The sequence below is a fragment of the Halomonas saccharevitans genome, assembly GCF_900116405.1.
GTDB classification, from domain to species: Bacteria; Pseudomonadota; Gammaproteobacteria; order Pseudomonadales; family Halomonadaceae; genus Halomonas; species Halomonas saccharevitans.
The window spans coordinates 1-23,675 of record NZ_FPAQ01000024.1; the positions used below are offsets into that span (position 1 = coordinate 1).

At 68.9% G+C, this 23,675-nt stretch carries 17 protein-coding genes; 15 read left to right on the top strand and 2 right to left on the bottom strand.

The features are described from left to right. Positions 1-562: 562 nt before the first annotated feature. The 9 genes from BM388_RS11645 (at position 563) to BM388_RS11685 (ending at position 10,150) form a co-directional block, all read left to right on the top strand. Positions 563-1,327, top strand: a complete 765-nt coding sequence (locus BM388_RS11645) for a tellurite resistance TerB family protein (RefSeq protein ID WP_089850335.1) — start codon at positions 563-565, stop codon at positions 1,325-1,327. Positions 1,328-1,423: 96 nt separating this feature from the next. Then, the gene (locus BM388_RS11650; protein WP_089850337.1) at positions 1,424-2,500 is read left to right on the top strand and encodes a histone deacetylase family protein; all 1,077 of its coding nucleotides are present in this window, start codon (positions 1,424-1,426) and stop codon (positions 2,498-2,500) included. Positions 2,501-2,641: 141 nt separating this feature from the next. Beyond that, positions 2,642-4,912 (top strand): putative bifunctional diguanylate cyclase/phosphodiesterase, encoded by a 2,271-nt coding sequence (locus BM388_RS11655; RefSeq protein ID WP_089850339.1) that lies wholly within the window; start codon positions 2,642-2,644, stop codon positions 4,910-4,912. 144 nt (positions 4,913-5,056) lie between these two features. Further along, positions 5,057-7,084, top strand: coding sequence for a DNA polymerase III subunit gamma/tau (gene dnaX / locus BM388_RS11660; protein ID WP_089850341.1), 2,028 nt, complete (start codon positions 5,057-5,059; stop codon positions 7,082-7,084). A gap of 45 nt (positions 7,085-7,129) precedes the next feature. After that, positions 7,130-7,456 (top strand): YbaB/EbfC family nucleoid-associated protein, encoded by a 327-nt coding sequence (locus BM388_RS11665; protein WP_089850343.1) that lies wholly within the window; start codon positions 7,130-7,132, stop codon positions 7,454-7,456. A 22-nt stretch (positions 7,457-7,478) separates the two neighbouring features. Further along, entirely contained in the window at positions 7,479-8,084 is a 606-nt protein-coding gene (gene recR / locus BM388_RS11670; RefSeq protein WP_089850345.1) for a recombination mediator RecR, read from the top strand. Between the two features lie 28 nt (positions 8,085-8,112). Beyond that, positions 8,113-9,240 carry a ribonuclease D gene (gene rnd / locus BM388_RS11675; RefSeq protein WP_089850347.1) on the top strand — a complete coding sequence of 376 codons (1,128 nt, stop codon included), beginning with the start codon at positions 8,113-8,115 and terminating at the stop codon, positions 9,238-9,240. After that, positions 9,237-9,548, top strand: a complete 312-nt coding sequence (locus tag BM388_RS11680; RefSeq protein WP_089850349.1) for a YcgL domain-containing protein — start codon at positions 9,237-9,239, stop codon at positions 9,546-9,548. The genes rnd and BM388_RS11680 overlap by 4 nt, the downstream gene beginning before the upstream one ends. Before the next feature lie 152 nt (positions 9,549-9,700). Further along, entirely contained in the window at positions 9,701-10,150 is a 450-nt protein-coding gene (locus BM388_RS11685; protein WP_089850351.1) for a YcgN family cysteine cluster protein, read from the top strand. A gap of 415 nt (positions 10,151-10,565) precedes the next feature. Here BM388_RS11685 and BM388_RS18260 read toward each other — a convergent pair whose 3' ends face one another. Continuing rightward, the gene (locus BM388_RS18260; RefSeq protein ID WP_139233932.1) at positions 10,566-11,150 is read right to left on the bottom strand and encodes a glycine zipper 2TM domain-containing protein; all 585 of its coding nucleotides are present in this window, start codon (positions 11,148-11,150) and stop codon (positions 10,566-10,568) included. Positions 11,151-11,252: 102 nt separating this feature from the next. Further along, positions 11,253-13,358, bottom strand: a complete 2,106-nt coding sequence (locus BM388_RS11695) for a S9 family peptidase (RefSeq protein WP_089850352.1) — start codon at positions 13,356-13,358, stop codon at positions 11,253-11,255. Positions 13,359-13,447: 89 nt separating this feature from the next. Between BM388_RS11695 and BM388_RS11700 the strand changes: the two genes are divergently transcribed. From BM388_RS11700 to BM388_RS11725, 6 genes are all read left to right on the top strand, one after another. Further along, the gene (locus BM388_RS11700) at positions 13,448-13,873 is read left to right on the top strand and encodes a hypothetical protein (RefSeq protein WP_245781534.1); all 426 of its coding nucleotides are present in this window, start codon (positions 13,448-13,450) and stop codon (positions 13,871-13,873) included. A gap of 56 nt (positions 13,874-13,929) precedes the next feature. Continuing rightward, positions 13,930-15,774 (top strand): vWA domain-containing protein, encoded by a 1,845-nt coding sequence (locus tag BM388_RS11705; RefSeq protein WP_089850357.1) that lies wholly within the window; start codon positions 13,930-13,932, stop codon positions 15,772-15,774. Further along, entirely contained in the window at positions 15,767-16,555 is a 789-nt protein-coding gene (locus BM388_RS11710; RefSeq protein ID WP_089850359.1) for a class II glutamine amidotransferase, read from the top strand. The genes BM388_RS11705 and BM388_RS11710 overlap by 8 nt, the downstream gene beginning before the upstream one ends. A 133-nt stretch (positions 16,556-16,688) precedes the next feature. Then, a complete protein-coding gene (locus BM388_RS11715) occupies positions 16,689-18,365 on the top strand; it encodes an AMP-binding protein (protein ID WP_089850361.1) in 1,677 nt (558 codons plus the stop codon). A gap of 139 nt (positions 18,366-18,504) precedes the next feature. Then, positions 18,505-22,542, top strand: a complete 4,038-nt coding sequence (hrpA, locus tag BM388_RS11720; protein WP_089850363.1) for an ATP-dependent RNA helicase HrpA — start codon at positions 18,505-18,507, stop codon at positions 22,540-22,542. After that, positions 22,539-23,651, top strand: a complete 1,113-nt coding sequence (locus BM388_RS11725; protein ID WP_089850365.1) for a beta-ketoacyl-ACP synthase III — start codon at positions 22,539-22,541, stop codon at positions 23,649-23,651. Before hrpA ends, BM388_RS11725 begins: the two co-directional genes overlap by 4 nt. Positions 23,652-23,675: the final 24 nt, after the last annotated feature.

Sequence of the window (23,675 nt, forward strand, 5' to 3'; positions counted from 1 at the left end):
GCCCGGCGCATCACCGTGCACCTCGGCGATGCCGCCGACAAATGGTGGCCCACCTTGCTGAAGGGGCTGCCTCGGCTGACGGCCTTGGCCTGACACCCAGCGTCACCAAGATTGACTCGCCAAGTAAGGCGGCCACAACGGAGGTCGACGGCCACGGCTGCGCCGGCGCCAGACATCAATTCCTGATCGTTATGAAAAGATCGGCCAAAAGCCGAATCGGGTATATGCCAACCGTCTACCAAGCGACCGCATGAGGTTGAAGCAGGTCGGTACCGGCAATCGATGGACTCAACACGCTCGTTCTGTGCCCTGATGAATGAGGCGGGCTGATGCCTTCCCCCGGCGGTCGCCCTCTGCTTTATCTTCTCCCGCTGCTCGCTCGCTTCCTTGGCGTTCACTACCACCCGCCGGTGGGTCTGCGCGTGTCCGCTATTCCGGGGTTGCAGCGCGTCTTGCCGGCGTGATGTCGCGCATGATGCCGCCGGTAAAAGAGCCGGCCGGACGCGAAACCTAATGCGAGTCTGTTTATCGAAGCAACTGATGTCTTCATAAGGAGCGCGACATGAACGCCAAGAGCATTCTCGAGCAGGTCATGAAACAGGCCGGCAGCGGCCAGAGCGGTACAGGTGGCCTGGACGTTCAGGGCCTGGTGAACCGAGTGTCTTCCTCCCTCGGCGGGAGCAGCGCTCGTGGCTGTTCACAGAGCGCCGGTGGCGGTGCACAGAGCGCCGGTGGCGGGTCTCAGGGCAGCGGCGTCGACATCAAGAGCCTGCTCGGCGGCGGAGCCCTGGGACTGTTGGTGGGCTCCAAGCGCGGGCGCAAGATGGGCGGCAAGGCGCTGAAGTATGGCGCCATCGCCGGCGTCGGCGCGCTGGCCTGGAAGGCGTGGCAGAACTCGCGTGGCGATCGTGGTGGAGAGGGTGGCGGCGACGAGGCCAGGGAGGGTCGCCCCATGGAGCGCCTCGAGGGCGCTTCTCAGGAGCAACGCAGCCTGGAGCTGCTGCAGGCCGTGATCATGGCGGCGCGTGCCGATGGCCACATCGACGACCGCGAGCGCGCCCTGCTGACCGAACAGATCGATGCCATGGGCGCCGACGCCGAACTGCACGACTGGGTGGAGCAACAGCTCGCCGCGCCGCTGGATGCCGAGGCCCTGGCCCGCCAGGCGGATTCGCCTCAGGCGGCGCGGGAGATGTACCTGGTCAGCGTGGCGGTAATCGATGAGCAGAACCCCATGGAGCGCGCCTGGCTCGATCAGCTGAGTGGCGCCCTGGGGCTGGACGACGGCATGAGGCAGGAGCTCGAGCGCCAGGCGCTGGGGGCCTGAGCCAGGCACCGCCACATTGTCCGTCGCCCCCCGGCCTGTCATCTTACCGTTCATCACCTTGATGTTAACCCTGGCCGACGAGGATGCCCGATCGCGATGCTGACCTTTCACAGTGAACGCACCAAATGGCGTCGCGCCCGCACCGAGCTTGACGGCGGACAGCTCGTGACGCCCTACGAATGCCCCGAGCGGGTCGATCTGGTGCTCAAGTACGTGCTCGAAAGCGGCCTTGGCGAGGTGCGCGCGCCGGCCGAGCACGGCCTCGATCCGGTACTGGCAATTCACGATGCCGGCTATGTCGACTTCCTTGAACGCTGTTGGGCGGACTGGGTTGCCGCCGGTCGACGGGGCGAGGCGATCGCCTGGGTCTGGCCGACTCGCACCATGCCGGGACGCGTCATCCCCGATCACATCGACGGCCGGCTCGGCCACTACGCCCTGGGGGCGGACACTTCGATCTGCGAGGGCACCTTCGAGGCGGCCATGGCCAGCAAGGACGTGGCGCTCTCGGCGGTGGATCACGTGCTGGCCAGCGGCGAGCCGGCCTTCGGGCTGTGCCGCCCGCCCGGACACCATGCCGCCACCGATCAGTTCGGCGGCTACTGCTTCTTCAACAACGCCGCCATTGCCGCCCAGCGGGCCCTGGACGCCGGCCGCTCGCGGGTCGCGGTGCTGGACATCGACTTCCACCACGGCAACGGCACCCAGCAAATCTTCTACGCCCGCGACGACGTGCTCTTCCTCTCCCTGCACGGCGATCCCCGCCACTGCTTCCCGCACTTCCTCGGCCACGCCGACGAGACCGGCGAGGGCCCCGGCGAAGGCTTCACCGTCAACCATCCCCTGGCGCCGGGCACCGGCTATGCCGCCTGGGCCGAGGCGCTGGAGGAGGCCAAGGCGCGCATCGTCGATGCGGGCTGTGAGCTGCTGGTGGTTTCGCTGGGCGTCGATGCCTTCGAGCACGATCCCATCAGCGCCTTCACGCTCTCAAGCGACGACTTCACCGACGTGGGTCGGCGATTGGGGAGGCTTGGGCTGCCCACGGTCTTCCTGCTCGAGGGCGGCTATGCCGTGGAGGAGATCGGCATCAATGTGGTCAACGTGCTGAGCGGCTTCGAGCAGCTGCGAGTCGATCCTTGCGCCGAGGCGTCTCCAGCGACTTGGCGTTTATGAGGCCTGGGGCCACACTGAAGGGCGAGAGCGCCGCCACCGAGGACGAACCATGAAGGATGCTCCGGCAGGGCCCGACGGCGTCGGGGTCTGGCGCGCTGCGCTGATCGGGTTCGCCGCAGCATCCGCGGGGAGTCATCTAGGATGATGAAGCGCGCCCGGCGACGCATCGTCGCGCTGGCGACGCTCGGCATCCTCGTCACCGGGGCGCTGGTCGGGCTTTCCACGGCCTGGCCGCTCTACCAGGCCCATCGCCAGGGGCTCGAGACGATTACCCTGGTGAGCGCCTCGGCCCAGGCGGAGACCCTCGACCACCTGCTGGCGCGCTATCGGGACGTGGCCCGCCAGATCGCCAGTCGCACCGAGCTGCGTCGCCGCCTGGAGGACCTCGTGGAGGGGGCTGCCGCAAGCCGCGATGAGCGGGGCGCCCTGTCGGCCTTCATGGCGCCGCGCCTCGTGGACGCCATGCTGCCGTCCCCGGATCTCGTGGGCCTGGTCCGGCTGGGCCCGGCGGGCGAGCCGCTGGTGACCATCGGCCGGGTGCCCGAATCGCTTCCGGCGACCGACGCGACCGCCGTGGATGGTCAGGCACGCCTGGTGCCCGCCGAGGAGGGTGTGCTCGTCGAGGTGACGACGCCGGTGCTCTCCCTGGAAGGCCGTCCCCTCGGCACCGACCTGCTCTATTTCGGCCCGCAGGGCATCGCCGGGATGCTCGACGATGCCGGTCGCTTCGGTAAGGGCGCCCGACAGTGGCTGCTGGCGCCACCCGGCCAGGCCCTGCTGGCCGCGGATCCCCAGGGCGCGCTGGTCATGGCCGAGCCCGATGGGCGGCTCGCCGGACGCCTTCGCGAGGCGCTGGCGAGCGATCGGGCGGGGCTTTTTCGCGACGATGATGGGGCGGAGGCGGCGGTGCTGGTGCAGGTGCCGCTGGTCACGCCTGGCTGGACGCTGTTGGTGCAGATTCCCGCCCGCGGCTTCTATGGCGTGGTCTACAAAGAGCTGCTTTGGCCGGCCACCATGGTGCTGGTGCTGATGGGGCTTGGGGCCCTGGCCACGGCACGAGTGATCAGCCCGCTGCTGTCGCGCATCACCGATCAGGCCGGCCGGCTCAAGCGGTCGGCCAACTTCGATTCGCTGACCGGCCTGCCCAATCGCGCCTATCTCAACCATCGACTCGCCATGGCGCTGGAACGCGCCGAGGAAGACCAGGGCGCCCTGGCGGTGTTGTTCCTCGATCTGGACCACTTCAAGGACATCAACGACAGCCTCGGGCACCCGCTGGGTGACCGGTTGCTGCAGGCAGTCGGTCGGCGCCTTGGGCGGGCCGTGCGCGACGATGACTCCCTGGGGCGCCTGGGCGGAGACGAATTCGTGCTGGTGCTGGAGCGCCTGCACGAGCACGCCGATGCCGGACGGGTGGCGCAGAAGCTGATCGATGCCCTGCTGCAGCCATTCACCGTCGACCAGCATGAGATCTTCATCGGCGCCTCCATCGGCATCAGCGTCTATCCCCGCGATGGTCGCAGCGCCGGCGAGCTGATCCAGCGCGCCGATACCGCCATGTACGGTGCCAAGGCGCTCAAGCGCAATACCTGGATGTTCTTCGCGCCGGAGCTGGCCGCGGCCAGCCGCGAACGCTTCACCATGGATACCGGCCTGCGTCGGGCCCTGGATCGCCAGGAACTGGTGCTGCACTACCAGCCCCAGGCGCGGGTCGACGGCAGCCGGGTGTTCGGGGCCGAGGCGCTGGTGCGCTGGACGACCCCGGAGGGCGAGGTGATCGGGCCGGGACGCTTCATCGCCCTGGCGGAGGAGGCCGGGTTGATCCATACCATCGGTCGCTGGGTGTTGGGCGAGGCCTGTCGCCAGGCGCGTGAATGGGAGCTTGCCGGGCTGCCCCTGCGCGTCGCGGTCAACCTGTCGGGGCTGCAGGTGGTGCAGGGGGACATCGTCGGCGACGTGCGTGAGGCGCTCGAGCAGAGCGGGCTCTCGCCCTCGCGGCTGGAACTGGAGATCACCGAGGGGTTTGTTATCGGCCATGCCGACGAAGGGCTGGAGCGGCTGAACGGGCTGCGTCGCCTGGGCATCGAGCTGGCCGTGGACGATTTCGGTACCGGCTACTCCTCGCTCTCCTATCTCAAGCGCCTTCCGGTGCAGTGCCTGAAGATCGACCGCTCCTTCATCACCGACGTGCCCGGCGACCCCGACGACGAGACGATCGTCGCTGCCATCCTTTCGATCGCCGACCGTCTGGGGCTCGACGTGATCGCCGAAGGCGTGGAGAACGCGACTCAGCTCGATTTCCTTCGCTCGCTGGGCTGTCCCGCCTATCAGGGCGATTACCTGAGCCCGCCGCTGACGGCCGCGGAGTTCACCGAGCGCTGGGGCACAGGAGGACTGGCGCGGGAGGCCTGAACCGGGCGCCGCTTTCCGCCAGGCGCCCCGGTCGATAGAATGAACGTTTTCCGCCGAGCATCGGGCTCGATCCATCGAGGCACCCAACCGCTCGGCGCCCATCACCCAGCTGCTGTTCGCTTTACCGCAAGGATCCCGCGCTGCATGAGCTATCAGGTTCTGGCCCGCAAGTGGCGACCGCGTACCTTCCATGAACTGGTCGGCCAGGAGCATGTCCAGCGCGCGCTGGTCAATGCCCTGGACCAGGGCCGGCTGCACCACGCCTATCTGTTCACCGGCACCCGTGGCGTGGGCAAGACCACCCTGGCGCGCATTCTGGCCAAGTGCCTGAACTGCACGGCGAACGGCCGCGGTGACGACGGCGTGACCTCCACCCCCTGTGGCGAGTGCGACAGCTGCCGGTCCATCGACGAGGGACGCTTCGTCGACCTGATCGAGGTCGATGCCGCCTCGCGCACCAAGGTCGAGGACACTCGCGAGCTGCTCGATAACGTGCAGTACGCGCCGACCCAGGGACGCTACAAGGTGTACCTCATCGATGAGGTGCACATGCTCTCCACCAGCAGCTTCAACGCGCTGCTCAAGACCCTGGAAGAGCCGCCCCCCCACGTGAAGTTCCTGCTGGCGACCACCGACCCGCAGAAGCTGCCGCCCACGGTGCTGTCGCGCTGCCTGCAGTTCACCCTCAAGCACATGGCGCCGGAGCGCATCGTCGGGCACCTGGCCTCGGTGCTCGAGGCCGAGCAGGTGAGCTTCGAGGAGAGCGCCCTGTGGCTGCTCGGCAAGGCCGCCGAGGGCTCCATGCGCGATGCCATGAGCCTCACCGACCAGGCCATCGCCTTCGGCCAGGGCGAGGTGCGCCACGCCGACGTGGCGGCCATGCTCGGCACCCTCGATCATCGCCACGTGCTGGCGCTGGTCGAGGCGCTGGCCGAGGTGGATGCCGCCCGGCTGCTCGGCGAGGTGGCCGCCCTGGCCGAGCAGGGCCCCGACTTCGCCGCGGTGCTCGATGACATCACCGGCGTGCTGCACCGGCTGGCCATCGCCCAGATGGTGCCCGACGCCGTGGACAACGGCCACGGTGACCGCGACGCCCTGCTTCAGCTGGCCGCGCGCTTCACCGCCGAGGATATCCAGCTCTTCTATCAGATCGGCATCCAGGGCCGCGGCGACATGGAGCATGCCCCGGACCTGCGCACCGCCCTGGAGATGACCCTGTTGCGCATGCTGGCGTTCCGGCCCCAGGGCGTGCCGCGGCCGGCGCAGACGCCGCTGCCGCTGCGCGGGCAGTCGAGTGGCGGTGAGGCGGGACCTGCGGGTGATCCGACGAGCGCCGCGGCGCCTGGGCCCGAGGCGTCGCGCGCCTCCTCACCCCAGGCAACCCCATCCCAAGCGACCACCCCCCAGGCGGCCGAGCCGACCCAGGCGCCGTCGTCCGAGGCGGCTCATCCTGCGCCCGCCGCTCAAGCGCCCGAGCCGCCCCCCGCGCCGGCAGCGGTTGAAAAGGCCGCGCCGCCGGTCGAGGCAGCGCCTTCCAAGGGTGCGAAAGCGAGCCATCCGGCAGTCGACGCGCCACACGCCAGCGCGTCCGTTGCGTCGCCAGCGGAGAGTGCGTCTCAGGACGCGGCCGCGACGCTGCCGCCGGAGATCGCGTCGCCCGAGAATGAGTCGCCCGATAGGCCTGAACCGGTCCCGTCGAACGAGGCGACCGGTGAGCTCGAGCCGGCCGATCCTGCCGATGCGGCGGCCCCGGCCGCCCCGACCGGCCGCTTCGACCATGCCGACTGGCTGGCCCGCTTCGAGTCGCTGGGGCTCGGCGGGCTGACCCGCAACCTGGCGGCCCACTGCGTGGTCGAGGCCGACGACGGCGCCCAGCTCACGATGCGCCTCGACCCCTCCCAGGAGGCGATGAACGCCGAGATCCACGTGACCCGCATCCGCCAGGCGCTGGCGGCCATCGGCGTCGAGCGTCGTCTGGTGCTCGAGCCCGGAGAATTGCCCCCCGAGGTCGAGACGCCCAGGCAGCAGGCCGAGCGCCTCGCCGCCCAGCGACACGCCGAGGCGATTGAAGCCTTGAACCGTGACCCCCATGTACAGAAATTGCAGCAGGCCTTCGGCGCGCGCCTGATCGAATCCACGGTCAAGCCCGCCGGCGCCGAGGCGCGCGGCTGAGCCGCGGCCCCAGAACGATCACATCAACCACGAGAGGATTTCGCCATGATGAAGGGTGGAATGGGCAACATCATGAAGCAGGCCCAGGAGATGCAGGAGAAGATGCAGAAGGCCCAGGAGGAGGTCGCCAAGGCCGAGGTCCAGGGCGAGGCGGGCGCCGGCATGGTCAAGGTGACCATGAACGGCCGCCACGACGTGAGCAAGGTCGACCTCGACCCGAGCCTGATGGAAGAGGACAAGGAGCTCCTCGAGGATCTGCTGGCGGCCGCCGTGAACGACGCGGTGCGCAAGGTCGAGGCGGACTCCAAGACGCGTATGGAGGAGGCCACCGCCGGTCTCAACCTGCCGCCCGGCTTCAAGATGCCCTTCTGATCCAGGCCGAGACGGACCGACCATGAGCTTTTCCCCGCTGATCGAGAGACTGATGGAGTCGCTGCGGGTGCTGCCCGGTGTCGGCCCCAAGACCGCCCAGCGCATGGCCATGCATCTGCTGGAGCGCGACCGCGACGGCGGCCGGCGCCTGGTGGCGGCGCTGGACGTGGCGCTCGAGCGGGTCGGCTACTGCCGGCGCTGCCGCACCCTGACCGAGGAAGAGGTCTGCGGCATCTGCCAGAGCGCGCGGCGCGACGACGCCGTGCTCTGCGTGGTGGAGTCTCCCGCCGACCAGCTGGCCATCGAGGAGGCCGGCGGCTTTCGCGGTCGCTACTTCGTGCTGCACGGCCACCTCTCGCCGCTGGACGGCATCGGGCCCGAGGACATCGGACTCGACCAGCTCGAGGCGCGAATCGCCGAGGGGGGCGTGGAGGAGATCGTGCTGGCCACCAATCCCACGGTGGAAGGGGAGGCCACCGCCCACTACATCGCCGCCCAGCTCGCGCCACAGGGCGTCTCGCTCTCGCGGCTGGCCTACGGTGTGCCCATGGGCGGCGAGCTCGAGTACGTCGACGGTGGTACCCTGAGCCGCGCCTTTAACGGTCGCCTGCCCTTCCGGGGCGAGTGAGCCTTTTCCCCTGTTGTCGGAACCCTGCATGACCCTGAACCCCGAGATTCGATGGATCGATACCCCCGCCGCCCTGGACGCCGCCTGTGCCGAGGTGGCCGCGGCCGACGTCATCGCCCTGGACACCGAGTTCTTTCGCGAGAACACCTTTCACCCGGTGCCGGCGCTGATCCAGTTCGCCGCCGGCGGCCCGGCCTTCCTGGTCGATCCTCAGGAGGTGGCGTGCACCGAGGCCTTCCGTCGTCTGCTGGCCGAGGGGCCGTTGAAGCTGCTGCATGCCTCGAGCGAGGACCTCGAGGTCTTCGCCCACTGGGCCGAGGTGCCCGTGGCGCCGTTGGTGGACACCCAGGTCGCCCAGTCGCTGCTCGGTGAGGTGCCCTCGATGGGCTACCAGAAGCTGGTGGCGCACTGGACCGGCGAGACCCTGCCCAAGGACGAGACCCGCTCCAACTGGCTGCTGCGCCCGCTCTCCGAGTCCCAGCTGCGCTATGCGGCCCTGGACGTGGTCTTCCTGCTCGGGGTGTGGGAACAGCAGCGCGCCTCCCTCGAGCGCCTGGGCCGCATGGCCTGGGTCGAGGCCGACTGCGCCGCGCTGGTCGCCCAGACGACGCGCAGCGAGACCGCCGACGGCCAGTGGTACCTGCGTCATCGCCAGCTCTGGCGTCTCACGCCGCGTCAGGTGGAGGCCTATCGTCGCCTGACCATCTGGCGCGAGGGCGAGGCCCGGCGTCGTGACGTGCCGCGGGGCTGGCTGGTTCCTGACCGGCTGCTCTACGCCATCGCCGAGCAGCTGCCGGAAAATCGCTTCGAGCTGGCCCGCGTCGAGGACCTCAAGCCCGCGCTGATCAAGCGCGAGGGCGACGACCTGCTGAGGCTGGTGCGTGAGGCGCTGCAGGTCGACGAGGAGGCGCTGCCGCCGGCACCGCTCTCGCCGATGACGCCCGCGTTCAAGAAGCGTCTCAAGGCCCTGAAGGCGGTGGTCAATGCCGAGGCCGAGGCGTTGGGCGTGGCGCCTGAGGTGCTGCTCAAGCGACGCGAACTCGAAGCCCTGGTGAGCGCCGACCTTCTCGGAGAGTCGCTGCCCCTGCCCGGCGGCTGGCGCGGGGATCGTTTGGCGACGGGCCTGGCCGCGGCCCTCGAGGAGGCATCGCGATGAGCGACGACCGGATGCGCGGCGACAAGCTGCTGTGCGAGATCTTCAAGAGCGCGCGCAAGGAGGGAATGTACCTCTACGTGGACAAGCGCCAGGGGCTTGATGAGGTGCCCGAGGCGCTGCTGGAGCACTTCGGCAAGCCGATCTCCGCCATGACCCTGATCCTCACCCCGGAGAAGTCGCTGGGGCGGGCGCAGGCCGGTGATGTCATGGCCGCCATCCGCGAGAAGGGCTACTACCTGCAGATGCCGCCCGCCAAGGAGGACTATCTGCTCGACCTCTATCGCACCCCGACGGCGGCACTTTACTAGCCTCGCGCGGCATCGGGCGCGATAAACGAGTATCGCGCCCGATGCCGCGCGAAACCCGCAGGAGCGCGCCCTGGGCCGCGCGGCCCCGCTGGATCGTGCAAGACGTCGCACGAACCTCGCTGGATATCGCCCCAGGTGACGCAGGAGAGATCATGAGAGAACGATTCTGGGAGCGCTTCGATCTGGAGGAGCTCACCGACGAGGAGTGGGAGGCGCTCTGCGACGGCTGCGGCCAGTGCTGCTTACTCAAGTTCCAGGATGAGGAGAGCGGCGATCTGGCGGTGCTCAACGTCGCCTGCGAACTGCTGGATATACAAAGCTGTCGTTGCAGCGACTATGACCATCGGTTCGAGAAGGTACCGGACTGCACGCAGTTGACGCCCGAGCGCATCGACGACTTCCGCTGGCTGCCCAAGTCCTGTGCCTACCGCCGGGTGGCCGAGGGTCGCAAGCTGGCCGCCTGGCATCCGCTGATCGCCGGTGGATCCGAGCGGATGCACCGCAAGGGCGTCAGCGTGCGCAGCTTCGCCGTCTCCCAGCGTGAGGTTCCCGAGGAGGAGCTCGAAGAGCACATCATCGCTATCCTGCCCATCGACGGTTGACTCGTTCCCTCTCGTCGGGGCGCCCTCCGCTCCATGCCTGATACGCCCCATACTCAGTGGGCGTTCAGGGTCATCCCCTTGCAGCCGTTGTTTCATGGCATCGTCCTATGGCGCCGATCACCGGCGGGGACGATGCTTTGCTATGTGTAACAGTTTGTTGTATGGCACGGGCATACGCTTGGCGCCTCGACGGCGGCTAAGGCTTGGGATCAAGGGGGGATCGATCATGAATGGCTTCAGTAAGCTTGCGCTCGCGGCGCTCGTGGGGGCCCTGGCCTCATCCGGCGTGGCGGCGCAGTCGTCCTCATGGGGCGGAGAGTCGCTCAGCGACGACGAGATGGCGGCGATGTTCAACGACCTCATGTATGAGGGGAGGGTGCTCGACGATCAGGAGATGGGGCGACTGCAGTCGTGGCTATCGACGCGACAAAGTCCCGAGGGGCTCCTGCTGCTCTTTCCGCCGGGCGCCGGTGACCAGGAAACGGGGCTGTCCAGTGCGCGCGACGGCAGTGATGTCGCCCTGGCCGCCAGCGATGGTGGCGGCGTTGCCGGTGATGGTACCGATGACGGCACCGACGACGGTACCGATGACGGCACCGACGACGGTACCGATGACGGCACCGATGACGGTACCGATGACGGCACCGATGACGGCACCGACGACGGCACCGACGACGGCACCGATGACGGTACCGATGACGGTACCGATGACGGCACCGATGACGGTACCGGTGGCGGTAGTCCTGGCGGTGGCTCGGGTGGCGGTTCCGACGGCGGCTCGGGTGGCGGTCCTGGCGGTGGTTCCGGCGGTGGCTCGGGTGGTGGTTCCGGCAGTGGCTCGGGTGGTGGTTCCGGCGGCGGCTCCGGCGGTGGTTCCGGCGGCGGCTCTGGCGGTGGTTCCGGCGGCGGCTCGGGAGGTGGTTCCGGTGGTGGAGCCGGCGGCGGTGCGGGCGGTGGAGCCGGCGGCGCCAGCTGAGCCGGTCCGCTCCGACTCATCCAAGCGTCACAGGGACCCGGCCTCGGCCGGGTCCCTGCCGTCAGGGCGTTCTATTATCAGGGCTGTGTCGGCAGGGCTCTAACGACAGGGCTCTGTCGCCAGGCATCAGGCCTCCCGACCTTCCAGCCCCAGCGCCCAGAGGATGAAGGCATCCTGTCGGGCGTTGTCGTGCCAGGCCTTGAAGCGGCCCGAGGCGCCGCCATGGCCGGCGCCCATGTCCGTCCTCAGCAGGATGGGGTGATCGCCAGGGCGTTGTCCTTGGCCCAGCTCCTTAAGGCGCGCGTAGAGCTTGGCCGGTTCCCAGTAGGGCACCCGGGTATCGTGCCAGCTGCCCTGCAGGAAGACCGCCGGCCAGGGCTGGGCCGACAGGTTGTCCAGTGGAGAGTAGTCGCCGATGCGGCGTCGTGCCTCGGGTTCGCGAGGGTCGCCCCATTCGCTGTACTCCGCGGTGGTCAGGGGCAGGTCGGGGTTCTCCATGGTGCGCAGCACGTCGACGAAGGGCACGTCGAGCACCGCGGCGCAGAAGGCCTCGGGGGCCAGGTTGAGGCTGGCGCCGACCAGCAGGCCGCCGGCACTGGCGCCGTAGGCGGCAATGCGCTCACCGTCGCTGAGCCCCTTCTCGACCAGGGCATCGCGGGCGGCGAGGAAGTCGTGAAAGCTGTTGGCCTTGTGCTCGAGCTTGCCGGCTAGGTACCAGGGCTCGCCGCGGTCGCCGCCGCCGCGCACGTGGGCCACGGCGAAGGCCGCCCCGCGCGCCAGCAGCTCCAGCCGGGCGACCGAGAACCAGGGATCGAGCACCTCGCCGTAGGCGCCGTAGCCGTAGAGCAGGGTAGGCAGGGGATGGCCGGAGAGATCGGCCCGCCTGACCACCGAGACCGGCACGCGCTCGCCGTCGTGGGAGGTCGCCCAGATCCGCTCGCAGGCCAGTTCTTCGGGCTTCAGGTCGCCATGGATAGGCTGCTGCTTGAGGAGGTGGCGCTCGCCGCTATCGAGGTCGAGCTCGTGCCAGGTCACCGGCAGGGTGAAGGACTCCTCGCGCAGCCGCAGGCGCCGGTCCGCGAAGTGCGGCGTGTCACCCAGTGCCAGGCTGCAGGGCAGTTCCGGCAGTGGCAGGCGCTCGTCGCGGGTCTGGGCGTGGTCAGCATCCAGCTCGAGTACTCGCACATGTACCTGAGCCTCGTGGTGGTCGCGCTCGGTGATGACCAGCCCCCAGTCGAAGGCGTCGACCCCCTCCAGGGTCGCCTCGTCGCGATGGTCGATGAGTGGCTGCCAGTGGTGCATCGGATCGGGCTCGCCGAGGTCTTGTTCGATCATCCGATCCAGGCGGAAGTGGGTCGCCTGGCGGTTATGCAGGATGTAGAAGTGGCCGGGCCGATGGTCTATCGCATACTCCACGCCGCGCTCCCGGACGCGGAAGCAGCGGGGTGGTGTGGCCGGGGCGTGGGCGGGAATCAGATGGCTCTCGCTGGTGTCCTTGGAGGCGCTCTCAAGGATCAGCCACTCCCGCGAGCGGGTCTTGCCCAGCCCCAGCCAGAACTCCGGATCCTGCTCGCGCAGGATCAAGATTGGCTCACCGGCCCGGCCGTCGGCGACCGGAAGGCGCCAGATGCTCTCCGGGCGCTGGGTGGCATCGAAGCGGGTGAACAGCAGGGTGGCGTTGTCCTCGGCCCAGCCGATCTCGGGGCCGATCTCATCGAGCAGCACGGCGGGGCCGCCGTCCGGTAGCCGCTTGAGGTAGAGCGTGTAGGTCTCGTCGCCGCGAGTGTCCTCGGTCCAGGCCAGCCAGGCCTCGTCCGGGGAGAGGGCCATGTCGCCAAGCTCGAGGAAGTCGTGCTCGCCGGCTCTGGCCTCCAGGTCGAGGAAGGCCTCCGCGGCCTCGGGGCGTCCATTGGGATGGCGCCACCAGACCGGATAGTCGGCGTTCGCCGCTGTCTCGCTCCACACCGTGAAGTGATCGAGCGGCGTCTTGAGTCCGCTGACGGCGAGCTCCCGGCGCGCCAGGTGGCCGTGGTAGAGACGTTCCACGAGATCGTCCAGCGGCGCGAACCAGTGATCGGACTCCTGGTTGGCGGCCTCCAGGAAGGCGGTGACCTGCGGGGCGTCGCGATGTTCCAGCCAGTGCCAGGCCGGATCGTCGGCGTGGCGAAAGCGGGAGACGGGGTCATCGGCGGCGAGGGGCGTGGCCTTGTCACGTGGCGGCTGTGCTTTCATGGCGCGGGATGTACCATACTCAGTGTGTTTTCAAGAACGTGCGTCGTCGACGCACAACTCGCGAGGTCGTGATGCTGATGTCGGATTCGATGCCCCTACTATGGCTGGTCTATGTCGTGTTGTCGCTGGTGGTGCTGCTGACCGGTTACCTGGGGCTGGGGTTCCTGCCGCGGTTGCCGCGGCTGGTGATTACCTGGGCGGTAGCCGGCGTGATGTGGACCCCGTCCCATTTCCGGCTGCCGCTGCTGGAAGAAGGGGAGTTCTACAGCGGGTTCGCCCCGGCGGTGATGGTCGCGGCCGTGGCCTTCCTCGAGAATAACCGCGAGACCTTCCTGCCGGTCGCCCTGCTGGTCGTCGTGGGGGCCGGCGTTGGCGCCCTGTTGGGGCTGCTGCTGTGGTGGCGCGGTCGCCACCGCCGCACCCATGAGCACGACGACGTCGTGGACAACGACGAAACGCCCGCTGCCGCCGATCGCCGCGGCAGTGGCGAACGCCATGAGCCGGTGATCGGCTAACACGCGCCGCGAACGACTGCCTGGATCGGCTGACGTGATCGGCTTAAGGAGTTCCGATGAGTGGGTATGGCAAGGAACGCATCGGCTGGCTGCCCCGGGTGCTGGCCGCGGGCATGGCCCTGTGGCTGTGGGCCGGTCCGCTCTGGGCCCAGCCACATGCGGAGCGCCCCGACGTCCGGGTGGTGGTCGATGTCTCCGGTAGCATGCGGGACAACGACCCCGAGCGGCTCGCCGTCAGCGCACTAGACCTGCTGGTGGCCCTGCTGCCAAGCGGTGCCCGGGCGGGCGTATGGACCTTCGGCGAGACGGTCGACAATCCCCTGCCGCTGGGCGAGGTAGATGCGGCCTGGCGCGAACAGGCCCTGGCCCTGCCCCCGGCGCTGCAGGCCTATCAGCAGCACACCGATATAGAAGCCGCACTAAACGCGGCGGCAAGCACCGAGGCCAACGGCTGGCGCCACCTGGTACTGCTCACCGACGGCATGATCGACCTGGCGCCCGGCCGGGGTCCCAAGCCTGAGATCGATCGTGCCTCGCGGCGCCGGCTGGTCGAGGAACGGGCTGCGGAACTCGCCGCTCAGGGCGTGGCGGTCCACGCCATCGCCTTCTCCGGCGAGGCCGACCTGGCCCTGGTGGAGCGCCTGGCGCAGTCCACCGGCGGGCTGGCGGCGCTGGCAGAGAGCCCCGAGGGCCTGCTGGGTGCTTTTTTGGACATCATCGAGCGTATCTTCCCCGCCGACCAGGTCCCCCTGGACGAGGGGCGCTTCGTCATCGACGATGGCGTGGAGACCTTCTCGGCGCTGATCTTCCATGAGCCCGACGACGGCCCCCTGGCCCTGGTCGCCCCGGATGGCACGCGCTACCGGGCCGAGGACGCGCCCGATGACATCCGCTGGCAGGTAGAGCCGCGCTTCGACCTGATCCGGGTGCCGGACCCCCAGGTCGGCGAGTGGGGCCTGGACGGCGCCGTGGGTGAGGAGAGTCGCGTCAACGTCGCTTCCCCGCTGCACCTGCGCACCGCTGAGCTGCCGACCACCCTCTATCGCGGCTTCGATGTCCCCGTGGAGGCGTGGATCACCCACGACGTCGGTCCCTTCGAGGGCGGCGAGGACCTGACGCTCTCCGTGTCGCTGCAGGATGCCCAGGGCAAGGTGCAGTCCCGGGTCATGCTCGAGCCCGAGGCGGGTCGCTATCGCGGGCGCCTGCCCGCGCCGGCGCTGACCGGCAACGCCCGCCTAGTGATCCGTGCCGAGAGCGAGACGTTTAAGCGACAACGCTCGCAGGCAGTGAACGTGCTGCCGGCCATCGGGGCTGTCCATCGTCTTCGGGCCGGTCGGGTGGTGCTGGCCGCGGAGCATCCGGCCCTCAATCGCGACAATACCGAGATCCACGGCGAGCTGCAGGGCGTGCGCCTCGAGGCCGAGGCGGTGGAGGAGACGCGCTGGCACCTCTCGCTGCCCGAGCTTGACCCATCGCTTTCCCTGCCGCTGCTGCTGGAGGCCACCGTCGAACTCGAGGGCGAGCGCCAGACGCTGTCCCTGCCACGTCTGGTGCTTTATCCCGATGGCCGCCTCGGCATTGGGCTTGCCGACGTGGCCGGTCCGACGCTTGCCACCGAGACCTTCGACGACCCGCGCGGGGACGACACTACGCCGCCGCCCGAGGCCGACACCCCGCCCGTCGCCGACCGCTTCGTCGAGTGGGTCAATCGTCTTCCGGAGACGGCCCGGTCGCTGTGGCAGGCGGGGTGGCCGGGCCTCGAACGCCTCTGGCACGAGCACCATCGCGATCCGCGCCTTTGGGGCGCGCTGGTGGCGCTCGTCCTGCTGCTGGTGGTTATACCCCTGATTCGGCGCCGCCAGACGCGGCGTCCCCCACGCCGGGAGGAACCCCATGTGTGAGCTTCTGGGCATGAGTGCCAATGTGCCCACGGATATCTGCTTCAGCTTCACCGGCTTCCTGCACCGGGGCGGCGGGACCGGACCACATCGCGACGGCTGGGGCATCGCCTTCTACGAAGAGGGCGGCTACCGCGATTTTCGCGACCCGCATCCCTCGGTGCACTCGCCCATCGCGCGGCTGATCTGCGACTACCCGATCAAGTCGAACATCGTCATCAGCCATATCCGCCAGGCCAACGTCGGCCAGGTGCGCCTGGCCAACACGCACCCCTTCGTGCGCGAGATGTGGGGGCGTCCCTGGTGCTACGCCCACAACGGCCAGCTGGCCGACTGGCAGGCCCTGCCGCACACCTTCTACCGTCCGGTAGGCGGTACCGATAGCGAGCACGCCTTCTGCTGGCTGCTCGGCGAGCTGCGCGGCGCCTTCCCCGAGCCGCCCGCCGACGATCGGCAGCGCGAGGCCTTCTGGAGAGCGCTGCACGGACTCTGCGAGCGGCTGCGTGGCTTGGGGGTGTTCAATCTGCTGCTGGCCGATGGCGACTATCTCTACACCTTCTGCTCCACCAAGCTGGCGCATATCACCCGCCGGGCGCCCTTCGGGCGGGCGAGCCTCTCGGATGCCGAGTTGACGGTCAACTTCGCCGAGCACACCACCGCCAACGACGTGGTCTCGGTGATCGCCACAGAACCGCTAACCGACAACGAGGAGTGGGTGCGCATGATGCCGGGCGAGTTGCTGGTGTGGCAGGGTGGGGTGATTCAAGCACGCTATAAAACGTAAGTTTCAATCGCTCGTTTTACAGCCGTCGAGCCGCTGTTATAAAGTGCCTGCTAACATCACCGCGTGTGGATAACCCCTCGCGTGGATAACAATAAGGCCGATACCGACATTGGCCGCAGTATGGAGACAGCCCATGAGCGAGAACGCCACGCCCGCTATCCTGACCGGCCAGCCCCTCGAGAAACTCGACGACTACGCCTCGGTGATGGAGGTCTTCCACGCCTCGGTGGCGCGCTTCGGCGACAAGCCGGCCTTCAGCTGCATGGGCCGGGTGCTGAGCTATGCCGAGCTCGACCGTCTCTCCGGCCACTTCGCAGCCTGGTTGCAGCAGGAGACGCCCCTTGAGCCCGGGGATCGCATCGCCATCCAGTTGCCCAACGTGCTGCAGTTTCCGGTGGCGGTGTTTGGCGCCCTGCGGGCCGGCCTGGTGGTGGTCAACACCAATCCGCTCTACACCGAGCGCGAGATGGCCCATCAGTTCAAGGATTCCGGGGTCCGCGCCATCGTCATCCTGGCTAACATGGCCGCCAAGCTCGAGAGCATCCTCGAGCGCACCGACATCGAGCAGGTGGTGGTGACCGAGCTTGGCGACCTGCACCCCTTCCCCAAGCGCCCGCTGATCAACAGCGTGGTCAAGTACGTCAAGAAGCTGGTGCCGGCCTTCTCGCTGCCCGGTGCCACGCCGTTTCGCCGGGCTCTCGCGACCGGGTCCCGGCATCCGCACCGTGAGGTGAGCCGCGAGCCCGACGATATCGCCGCCCTGCAGTACACCGGCGGCACCACGGGACTCGCCAAGGGCGCCATGCTGACCCATCGCAACCTGGTGGCCAACATGCTGCAGGCGCGCCAGGCGATCGGGCCGGCCCTTGGCGAGGGCGTCGAGACCATCATCGCGCCGCTGCCCGTCTACCACATCTACACCTTCACGGTGAATTGCTTGTTCATGATGGAGACCGGCAACCACTCGGTGCTGATCCCCAACCCCCGCGATCTGGACGGCTTCGTCAAGACCCTCAAGAAGGTGAGCTTCACCGGTTTCATCGGGCTCAACACCCTGTTCAATGCCCTGTGCAACCGCGAGGACTTTCGCCAGCTCGACTTCTCGCGGCTGCACCTGACCATCTCCGGCGGCATGGCCCTCACGCGCGCCTCGGCGAATCGCTGGGAGGAGGTGACCGGCTGTCAGGTGGCCGAGGGCTACGGCCTGACCGAGACCTCACCCATCGTCAGCTTCAATCCCGTGGATGCCATCCAGCTAGGCACCATCGGCAAGCCGGTGGCGGGCACCGAGGTGAAGGTGCTGGACGCCGATGGCCGAGACGCGCCCCATGACACCGCGGGGGAGCTCTGCGTGAGGGGCCCACAGGTGATGAAGGGCTACTGGCGCCGCGACGACGAGACCGCGCAGTCGATCGACGATCAGGGATGGTTTCACACCGGCGACATCGCCGTGCTCCAGTCGGATGGCTATATCCGCATCGTCGATCGCAAGAAGGACATGATCCTGGTGTCGGGCTTCAACGTGTATCCCAACGAGATCGAGGACGTCGTGGCGGCCCATCCGGGGGTGGTGGAGTCGGCGGCCGTGGGCGTGCCGGACGAGGCCAGCGGCGAGGCCATCAAGCTGTTCGTGGTGTCCCGCGACGAGGGGCTGGATGCCGAGACCCTGCGGGCCTGGTGCAAGAAGGAGCTCGCCGGCTACAAGGTGCCGAGATTCGTGGAGTTTCGTGACGAGCTGCCCAAGACGAACGTGGGAAAAGTGCTGCGCCGCCAGCTGCGCGACGAGGAGCAGGAGGGCGCCGGGGCGTGAGGCTGCTGGCGTTGCGACCTGAGGTCGAGGGTCCCGATTAGGCGCGGTCGAGGCCGCGACGTTATAATGCAGGCCCGCACCGGGAGTCCCGGGCGGGCCACTTTTCGCTGACCGTGACCCGGAGCCGACCGTCGATACCGTGACCACCGAGACCCGCCAGCCCCCCGCCGCGAAGGCCGAGGATGCCGCCGAGCTTGACGCCCTGACCCGTGACCTCGACGACGTCATGCGCCGTGACGTCGTCGGCTTCGAGAAACGCCTGCGCGGCCTGCGCCGCCGCCTGAAGGAAGGCAAGCCCGTGGACCGCGGGCTCGCCGAGGTCCGCCGCGGCGTGGAGCGCTCGCGCGGCCTCGTCGAGCGGCGTCGGGCGCGCCCGGTCACCCTCGACTATCCGGCGTCGCTGCCGGTGGCGGAGCGCCGCGAGGACATCCTCGCCGCCCTCGAGGAGCACCAGGTGGTGGTGGTGGCCGGCGAGACCGGTTCGGGCAAGACCACCCAGCTGCCCAAGCTCTGCCTGGAGCTGGGCCTGGGGCGGCGCGGGCTGATCGGCCACACCCAGCCGCGGCGCCTGGCGGCGCGCTCGGTGGCCACGCGCCTGGCCGAGGAGCTCGCGGTGCCGCTGGGCGAGCAGGTCGGCTACCAGGTGCGCTTCACCGACCAGAGCAGCGACGCGACCCTGGTCAAGCTGATGACCGACGGCATCCTGCTGGCCGAGACCCGCCACGACCCCGACCTCAGCCGCTACGAGGCGATCATCATCGACGAGGCGCACGAACGCAGCCTCAACATCGACTTCCTGCTCGGCTACCTCAAGCGCCTCACGGCGCGGCGTCCCGATCTCAAGGTGATCATCACCTCGGCGACCATCGACGTCGAGCGCTTCGCCGCGCACTTCGGCCGTCGCGACGCAGAAGGCCACGACGTGCCGGCACCGGTGGTCGAGGTCTCCGGGCGCACCTACCCGGTGGAGGTGCGCTATCGGCCCCTGGTGCGCGATGACGACGACGAGGAGGACCGCACCCTGCAGGAGGGCATCCTGCACGCCGTGGAGGAGATCGAGCGGGTCGAGCGCGAGAAGGCCTGGTTCCACGGGCCGCGCGACATCCTGGTGTTCCTGCCCGGCGAGCGCGAGATCCGCGAGACCGCCGACACCCTGCGCCGGGCCGATCTGCGCGGCACCGAGATCCTGCCGCTCTATGCTCGGCTCTCCAACGCCGAGCAGAATCGCGTCTTCGCCTCCCACGCCGGGCGGCGCATCGTGCTCTCCACCAACGTCGCCGAGACCTCGTTGACGGTGCCGGGCATCCGCTACGTCATCGACCCCGGCCTGGTGCGCATCAGCCGCTACAGCTACAAGGCCAAGATCCAGCGCCTGCCGGTGGAGCCGGTCAGCCAGGCCAGCGCCAACCAGCGCAAGGGACGCTGTGGCCGCGTGGCCGAGGGCGTCTGCATCCGCCTCTTTGATGAGGAGGACTTCCTCGCCCGACCCGAGTTCACCGACCCCGAGATTCGCCGCACCAACCTGGCCTCGGTGATTCTCTCGATGCTCTCGCTCAAGCTCGGCGACATCGCGGCCTTCCCCTTCGTCGACCCGCCGGACTCGCGCTTCATCACCGACGGCTTCCGGCTGCTCTTCGAGCTGGGCGCGGTGGATGCGGGCAACCGCCTGACCCCGCTGGGGCGCAAGCTGGCCCGGCTGCCCATCGATCCGCGCCTGGCCCGCATGGTGCTGGCCGGCGCCGAGCAGGGGGGGCTGCGCGAGGTGCTGGTCGTGGTCGCCGGCCTGGCGGTCCAGGATCCCCGCGACCGCCCGGCCGACAAGCGCCAGGCCGCCGACCAGGCCCATCGCCGCTGGCACGATCCGGACTCCGATTTCGTCGCGCTGCTCAACCTCTGGCACGGCTTCGAGGCCGCCCGGGAGGAGCTCTCCGGCAACCGGCTGCGCCGCTGGTGCAAGGATCACTACCTCAACTACCTGCGCCTGCGCGAATGGCACGACACCTTCCGTCAACTGCGTCAGCTGCTGCGCGACATGGAGATCGAGGTGCCGCCGCCTCCGGCGCCGGTCGAGGAGGCTGACGAAAAGCCGGGCGAGGATGACAAGACGCGCCGCGAGGCCCGCCGGGAGCGCGCGGTGTCCCTGCACAAGGCGCTGCTCACCGGGCTGCTCTCGAATATCGGCCTGCTCACCGAGAACCGCGAGTACCTGGGGGCGCGCAACCGCAAGTTCGTCGTCCATCCGGGCTCGGGGCTCGCCAAGAAGTCGCCCAAGTGGCTGATGGCGTTCGAACTGGTGGAGACGACCAAGCTCTTCGCCCGCACCGCGGCGAAGATCGAGCCCCAGTGGATCGAGCCGCTGGCCGGCCACCTGGTGAAGCGCTCCTACGCCGAGCCCCACTGGGAGATGAAGCGCGCCCAGGTGGTGGCCACCGAGCAGGTCACGCTGTTCGGGCTGCCCATCGTTACCGGGCGCAAGGTCAACTTCGGCCCGATCGACCCGGCGGCGTCCCGGGAGCTGTTCATCCGCCGCGCCCTGGTCGAGGGGGAGTTCAAGACCCGCGGCGATTTCTTCGCCCACAACCGGGCGCTGGTGGAGGAGGTCGAGGATCTGGAGGATCGCGCCCGCAAGCGCGACATCCTGGTCGACGAGGAGACCCTGTTCGCCTTCTACGACGAGCGGATTCCCACCGATATCGTCAACGGCAAGGGCTTCGAGGCCTGGCGCAAGAAGGCCGAGGCCGAGGACCCCGGCATCCTCAAGTTCGACCGGGCGGCCCTGCTGGCCCGCGAGGCCGGGGAGGTCACCCAGGCCGAGTATCCCGACGCGCTCACGCTCAACGGGGTGCGCTATCCGCTCACCTACCATTTCGAGCCCGGCGCCGCCGACGACGGCGTGACGCTGACCGTGCCGGCCGCCATGCTGCCCCAGCTGCCCCTGGCGCGGCTGGAGTGGCTGGTGCCGGGGCTGTTGCGCGAGAAGTGCATCGCCCTGATGAAGTCGCTGCCCAAGGCGATCCGTCGACAGGTGGTGCCGATTCCCGACTGGGTGGATGCCGCCCTGGAGGCGATGACGCCGGACGACGTCCCGCTCACCGAGGCGCTGGGCGAGTTCCTGCGCCGCAAGACCGGCGTGCGCCTGCACCCCGACGACTGGACCCTCGAGGCTCTCGAGCCCCACCTGGTGATGAACCTGCGGGTGGTCGATCATCGCGGCGAGCCCCTGGGCCAGGGCCGCGATGCGCGCGAGCTGGAGCGCCGCTTCGAGGCGGCCGCGGGGGAGGGCGCCCGGGCCCTGGCCGAGCAGGCCAGCGACGAGGGCGAGCTTGCCGCCCTGCCCGAGACGCCGCTGCCCGAGTCCCGAGTCACCACCCAGGCCGGCATCCGGGTGGAGGCCTATCCCGCCCTGGTGCCGAGCAAGGAGGCCTTCCGGGTCGAGCTGTTCGATCATCCCGACAAGGCGCGTGAGGCCCATCGCGCCGGTGTGGTGCAGGCCGCCATGGCGCGGCTGCCCGATCAGGCACGCGCCATCGAGCGGCTCAAGGGACTGTCGACCTGCGCGCTGCTGTTTGCCAAGGTGGGCGGCAAACGCGTGCTCATCGAGGACGTGGTGGCGGCGGTCTTCCGCCAGGGGGTGGCCACCGATCCGCTGCCGCGCTCTCAAGGCGAGCTGTCGGCGCGGCTCGAGGCCACCGGCGATGCCCTGCTGCCCCGGGCCGAAGCGCTGGTGGCGACCCTGGAGCGGGCACTCCAGGGCCACCTGGCGGTGACCAAGGCGCTGAAGGGCAACCTCAACCTCGCCCTGGCGCTGGTGTACAGTGACCTCAAGGCCCAGATGCAGCGCCTGGTTCACCCCGGTTTCGTCAGCGAGGCCGGCGCGTGGCTCGAGGAGTATCCTCGCTACATGGAGGCGGCGCTGATCCGCCTGGAAAAGGCGCCGCGGGAGCGCATGCGCGACCAGATGCACATGCAGGAGATCCAGGACTTCGAGGCCCGCCTGGCGGCTCGCCGCGAGAGCGAGCGGCGCGGTGGGGTGGAGGACCCGGCGCTGGTGGAGTTCGGCTGGTGGATCGAGGAGCTGCGTGTCTCGCTCTTCGCCCAGCAGCTGGGCACCCGCTTCCCGGTATCGACCAAACGCCTCGAGAAACGCTGGGCCGAACTCACAGGGAGAAGCGCATGACCCATGCAGTGATCACCGGCACGGGGCTCTTCACGCCGCCCCATGCCATCGATAATGCGGACCTGGTGGCCTCGTTCAATGCCTGGGTGGACGCGGAGAACGCGCGTCGCGCCGAGGCGGGCGTCGAGGAACCCCTGGCCCACTCGAGCAGCGATTTCATCGTCAAGGCCTCGGGCATCCACAGCCGCTACGTGATGGACGCCGAGGGGATCCTCGATCCCGAGCGCATGCGCCCGCGACTCTCCCCGCGCGGCAATGACGAGCCTTCCATCCAGTGCGAGATGGGCCTGACCGCGGCCCACCAGGCGCTGGACGCGGCGGGGGTGGCGGCCGGGGATATCGACCTGGTGATCGTGGCCTGTTCCAACCTGGAACGCCCCTACCCGGCGGTGGCGGTGGAGTTGCAGGCGGCGCTGGGCGCCGGCGGTTACGCCTTCGACATGAACGTGGCCTGCAGCTCGGCGACCTTCGCCATCGAGACCGCCGCCAACGCCATCCGCGCCGGCAGTATTCGGCGCGCCCTGGTGGTCAATCCCGAGATCTGTTCGGCCCACCTCAACTTCCGCGACCGCGATAGCCACTTCATCTTCGGCGATGCCTGTACCGCCCTGGTGCTGGAGAGCGATGAGGTGGCCAGCGCCGAGTCGCGTTTCGAGATCCTCGGCACCCGGCTCACCACGCGCTTCTCCAACGCTATTCGCAATAACGCCGGCTTCCTCGATCGCGTCACCGACAGCGACCCGCTGGCCACCGATCGGCTCTTCGTGCAGGAGGGGCGGCGGGTGTTCAAGGAGGTCTGCCCGCTGGTGGCGGCGTTGATCACCGATCACCTGGCGAGCCTGGAGCTCGCCGGCGATGACCTGGCCCGCCTGTGGCTGCATCAGGCCAACCGCCACATGAACGACCTCATCGCCCGGCGCGTGCTGGGTCACGCGCCGGACGCCGAACAGGCGCCGATCATCCTCGATCGCTACGCCAATACCAGCTCGGCCGGCTCGATCATTGCCTTCCATCTGCATCGTCATGACCTCTCGCCCGGCGCGCTCGGGGTGGTCTGTTCCTTCGGCGCGGGCTACAGTGCCGGCAGCGTGGTGGTGCGTCGCCAATGAGCGTCAAGACAGTAACCGCAGGGA

Coding starts and splice junctions, on each gene's coding strand:
- BM388_RS11710 (WP_089850359.1), top strand. CDS start 15,767: ATGTGTGAGCTTCTGGGCATGAGTGCCAATGTGCCCACGGATATCTGC.
- BM388_RS11655 (WP_089850339.1), top strand. CDS start 2,642: ATGATGAAGCGCGCCCGGCGACGCATCGTCGCGCTGGCGACGCTCGGC.
- BM388_RS11680 (WP_089850349.1), top strand. CDS start 9,237: ATGAGCGACGACCGGATGCGCGGCGACAAGCTGCTGTGCGAGATCTTC.
- BM388_RS11685 (WP_089850351.1), top strand. CDS start 9,701: ATGAGAGAACGATTCTGGGAGCGCTTCGATCTGGAGGAGCTCACCGAC.
- BM388_RS11700 (WP_245781534.1), top strand. CDS start 13,448: ATGCCCCTACTATGGCTGGTCTATGTCGTGTTGTCGCTGGTGGTGCTG.
- BM388_RS11665 (WP_089850343.1), top strand. CDS start 7,130: ATGATGAAGGGTGGAATGGGCAACATCATGAAGCAGGCCCAGGAGATG.
- rnd (WP_089850347.1), top strand. CDS start 8,113: ATGACCCTGAACCCCGAGATTCGATGGATCGATACCCCCGCCGCCCTG.
- BM388_RS11725 (WP_089850365.1), top strand. CDS start 22,539: ATGACCCATGCAGTGATCACCGGCACGGGGCTCTTCACGCCGCCCCAT.
- BM388_RS11715 (WP_089850361.1), top strand. CDS start 16,689: ATGAGCGAGAACGCCACGCCCGCTATCCTGACCGGCCAGCCCCTCGAG.
- BM388_RS11650 (WP_089850337.1), top strand. CDS start 1,424: ATGCTGACCTTTCACAGTGAACGCACCAAATGGCGTCGCGCCCGCACC.
- BM388_RS11695 (WP_089850352.1), bottom strand. CDS start 13,358: ATGAAAGCACAGCCGCCACGTGACAAGGCCACGCCCCTCGCCGCCGAT.
- dnaX (WP_089850341.1), top strand. CDS start 5,057: ATGAGCTATCAGGTTCTGGCCCGCAAGTGGCGACCGCGTACCTTCCAT.
- BM388_RS11645 (WP_089850335.1), top strand. CDS start 563: ATGAACGCCAAGAGCATTCTCGAGCAGGTCATGAAACAGGCCGGCAGC.
- recR (WP_089850345.1), top strand. CDS start 7,479: ATGAGCTTTTCCCCGCTGATCGAGAGACTGATGGAGTCGCTGCGGGTG.
- BM388_RS11705 (WP_089850357.1), top strand. CDS start 13,930: ATGAGTGGGTATGGCAAGGAACGCATCGGCTGGCTGCCCCGGGTGCTG.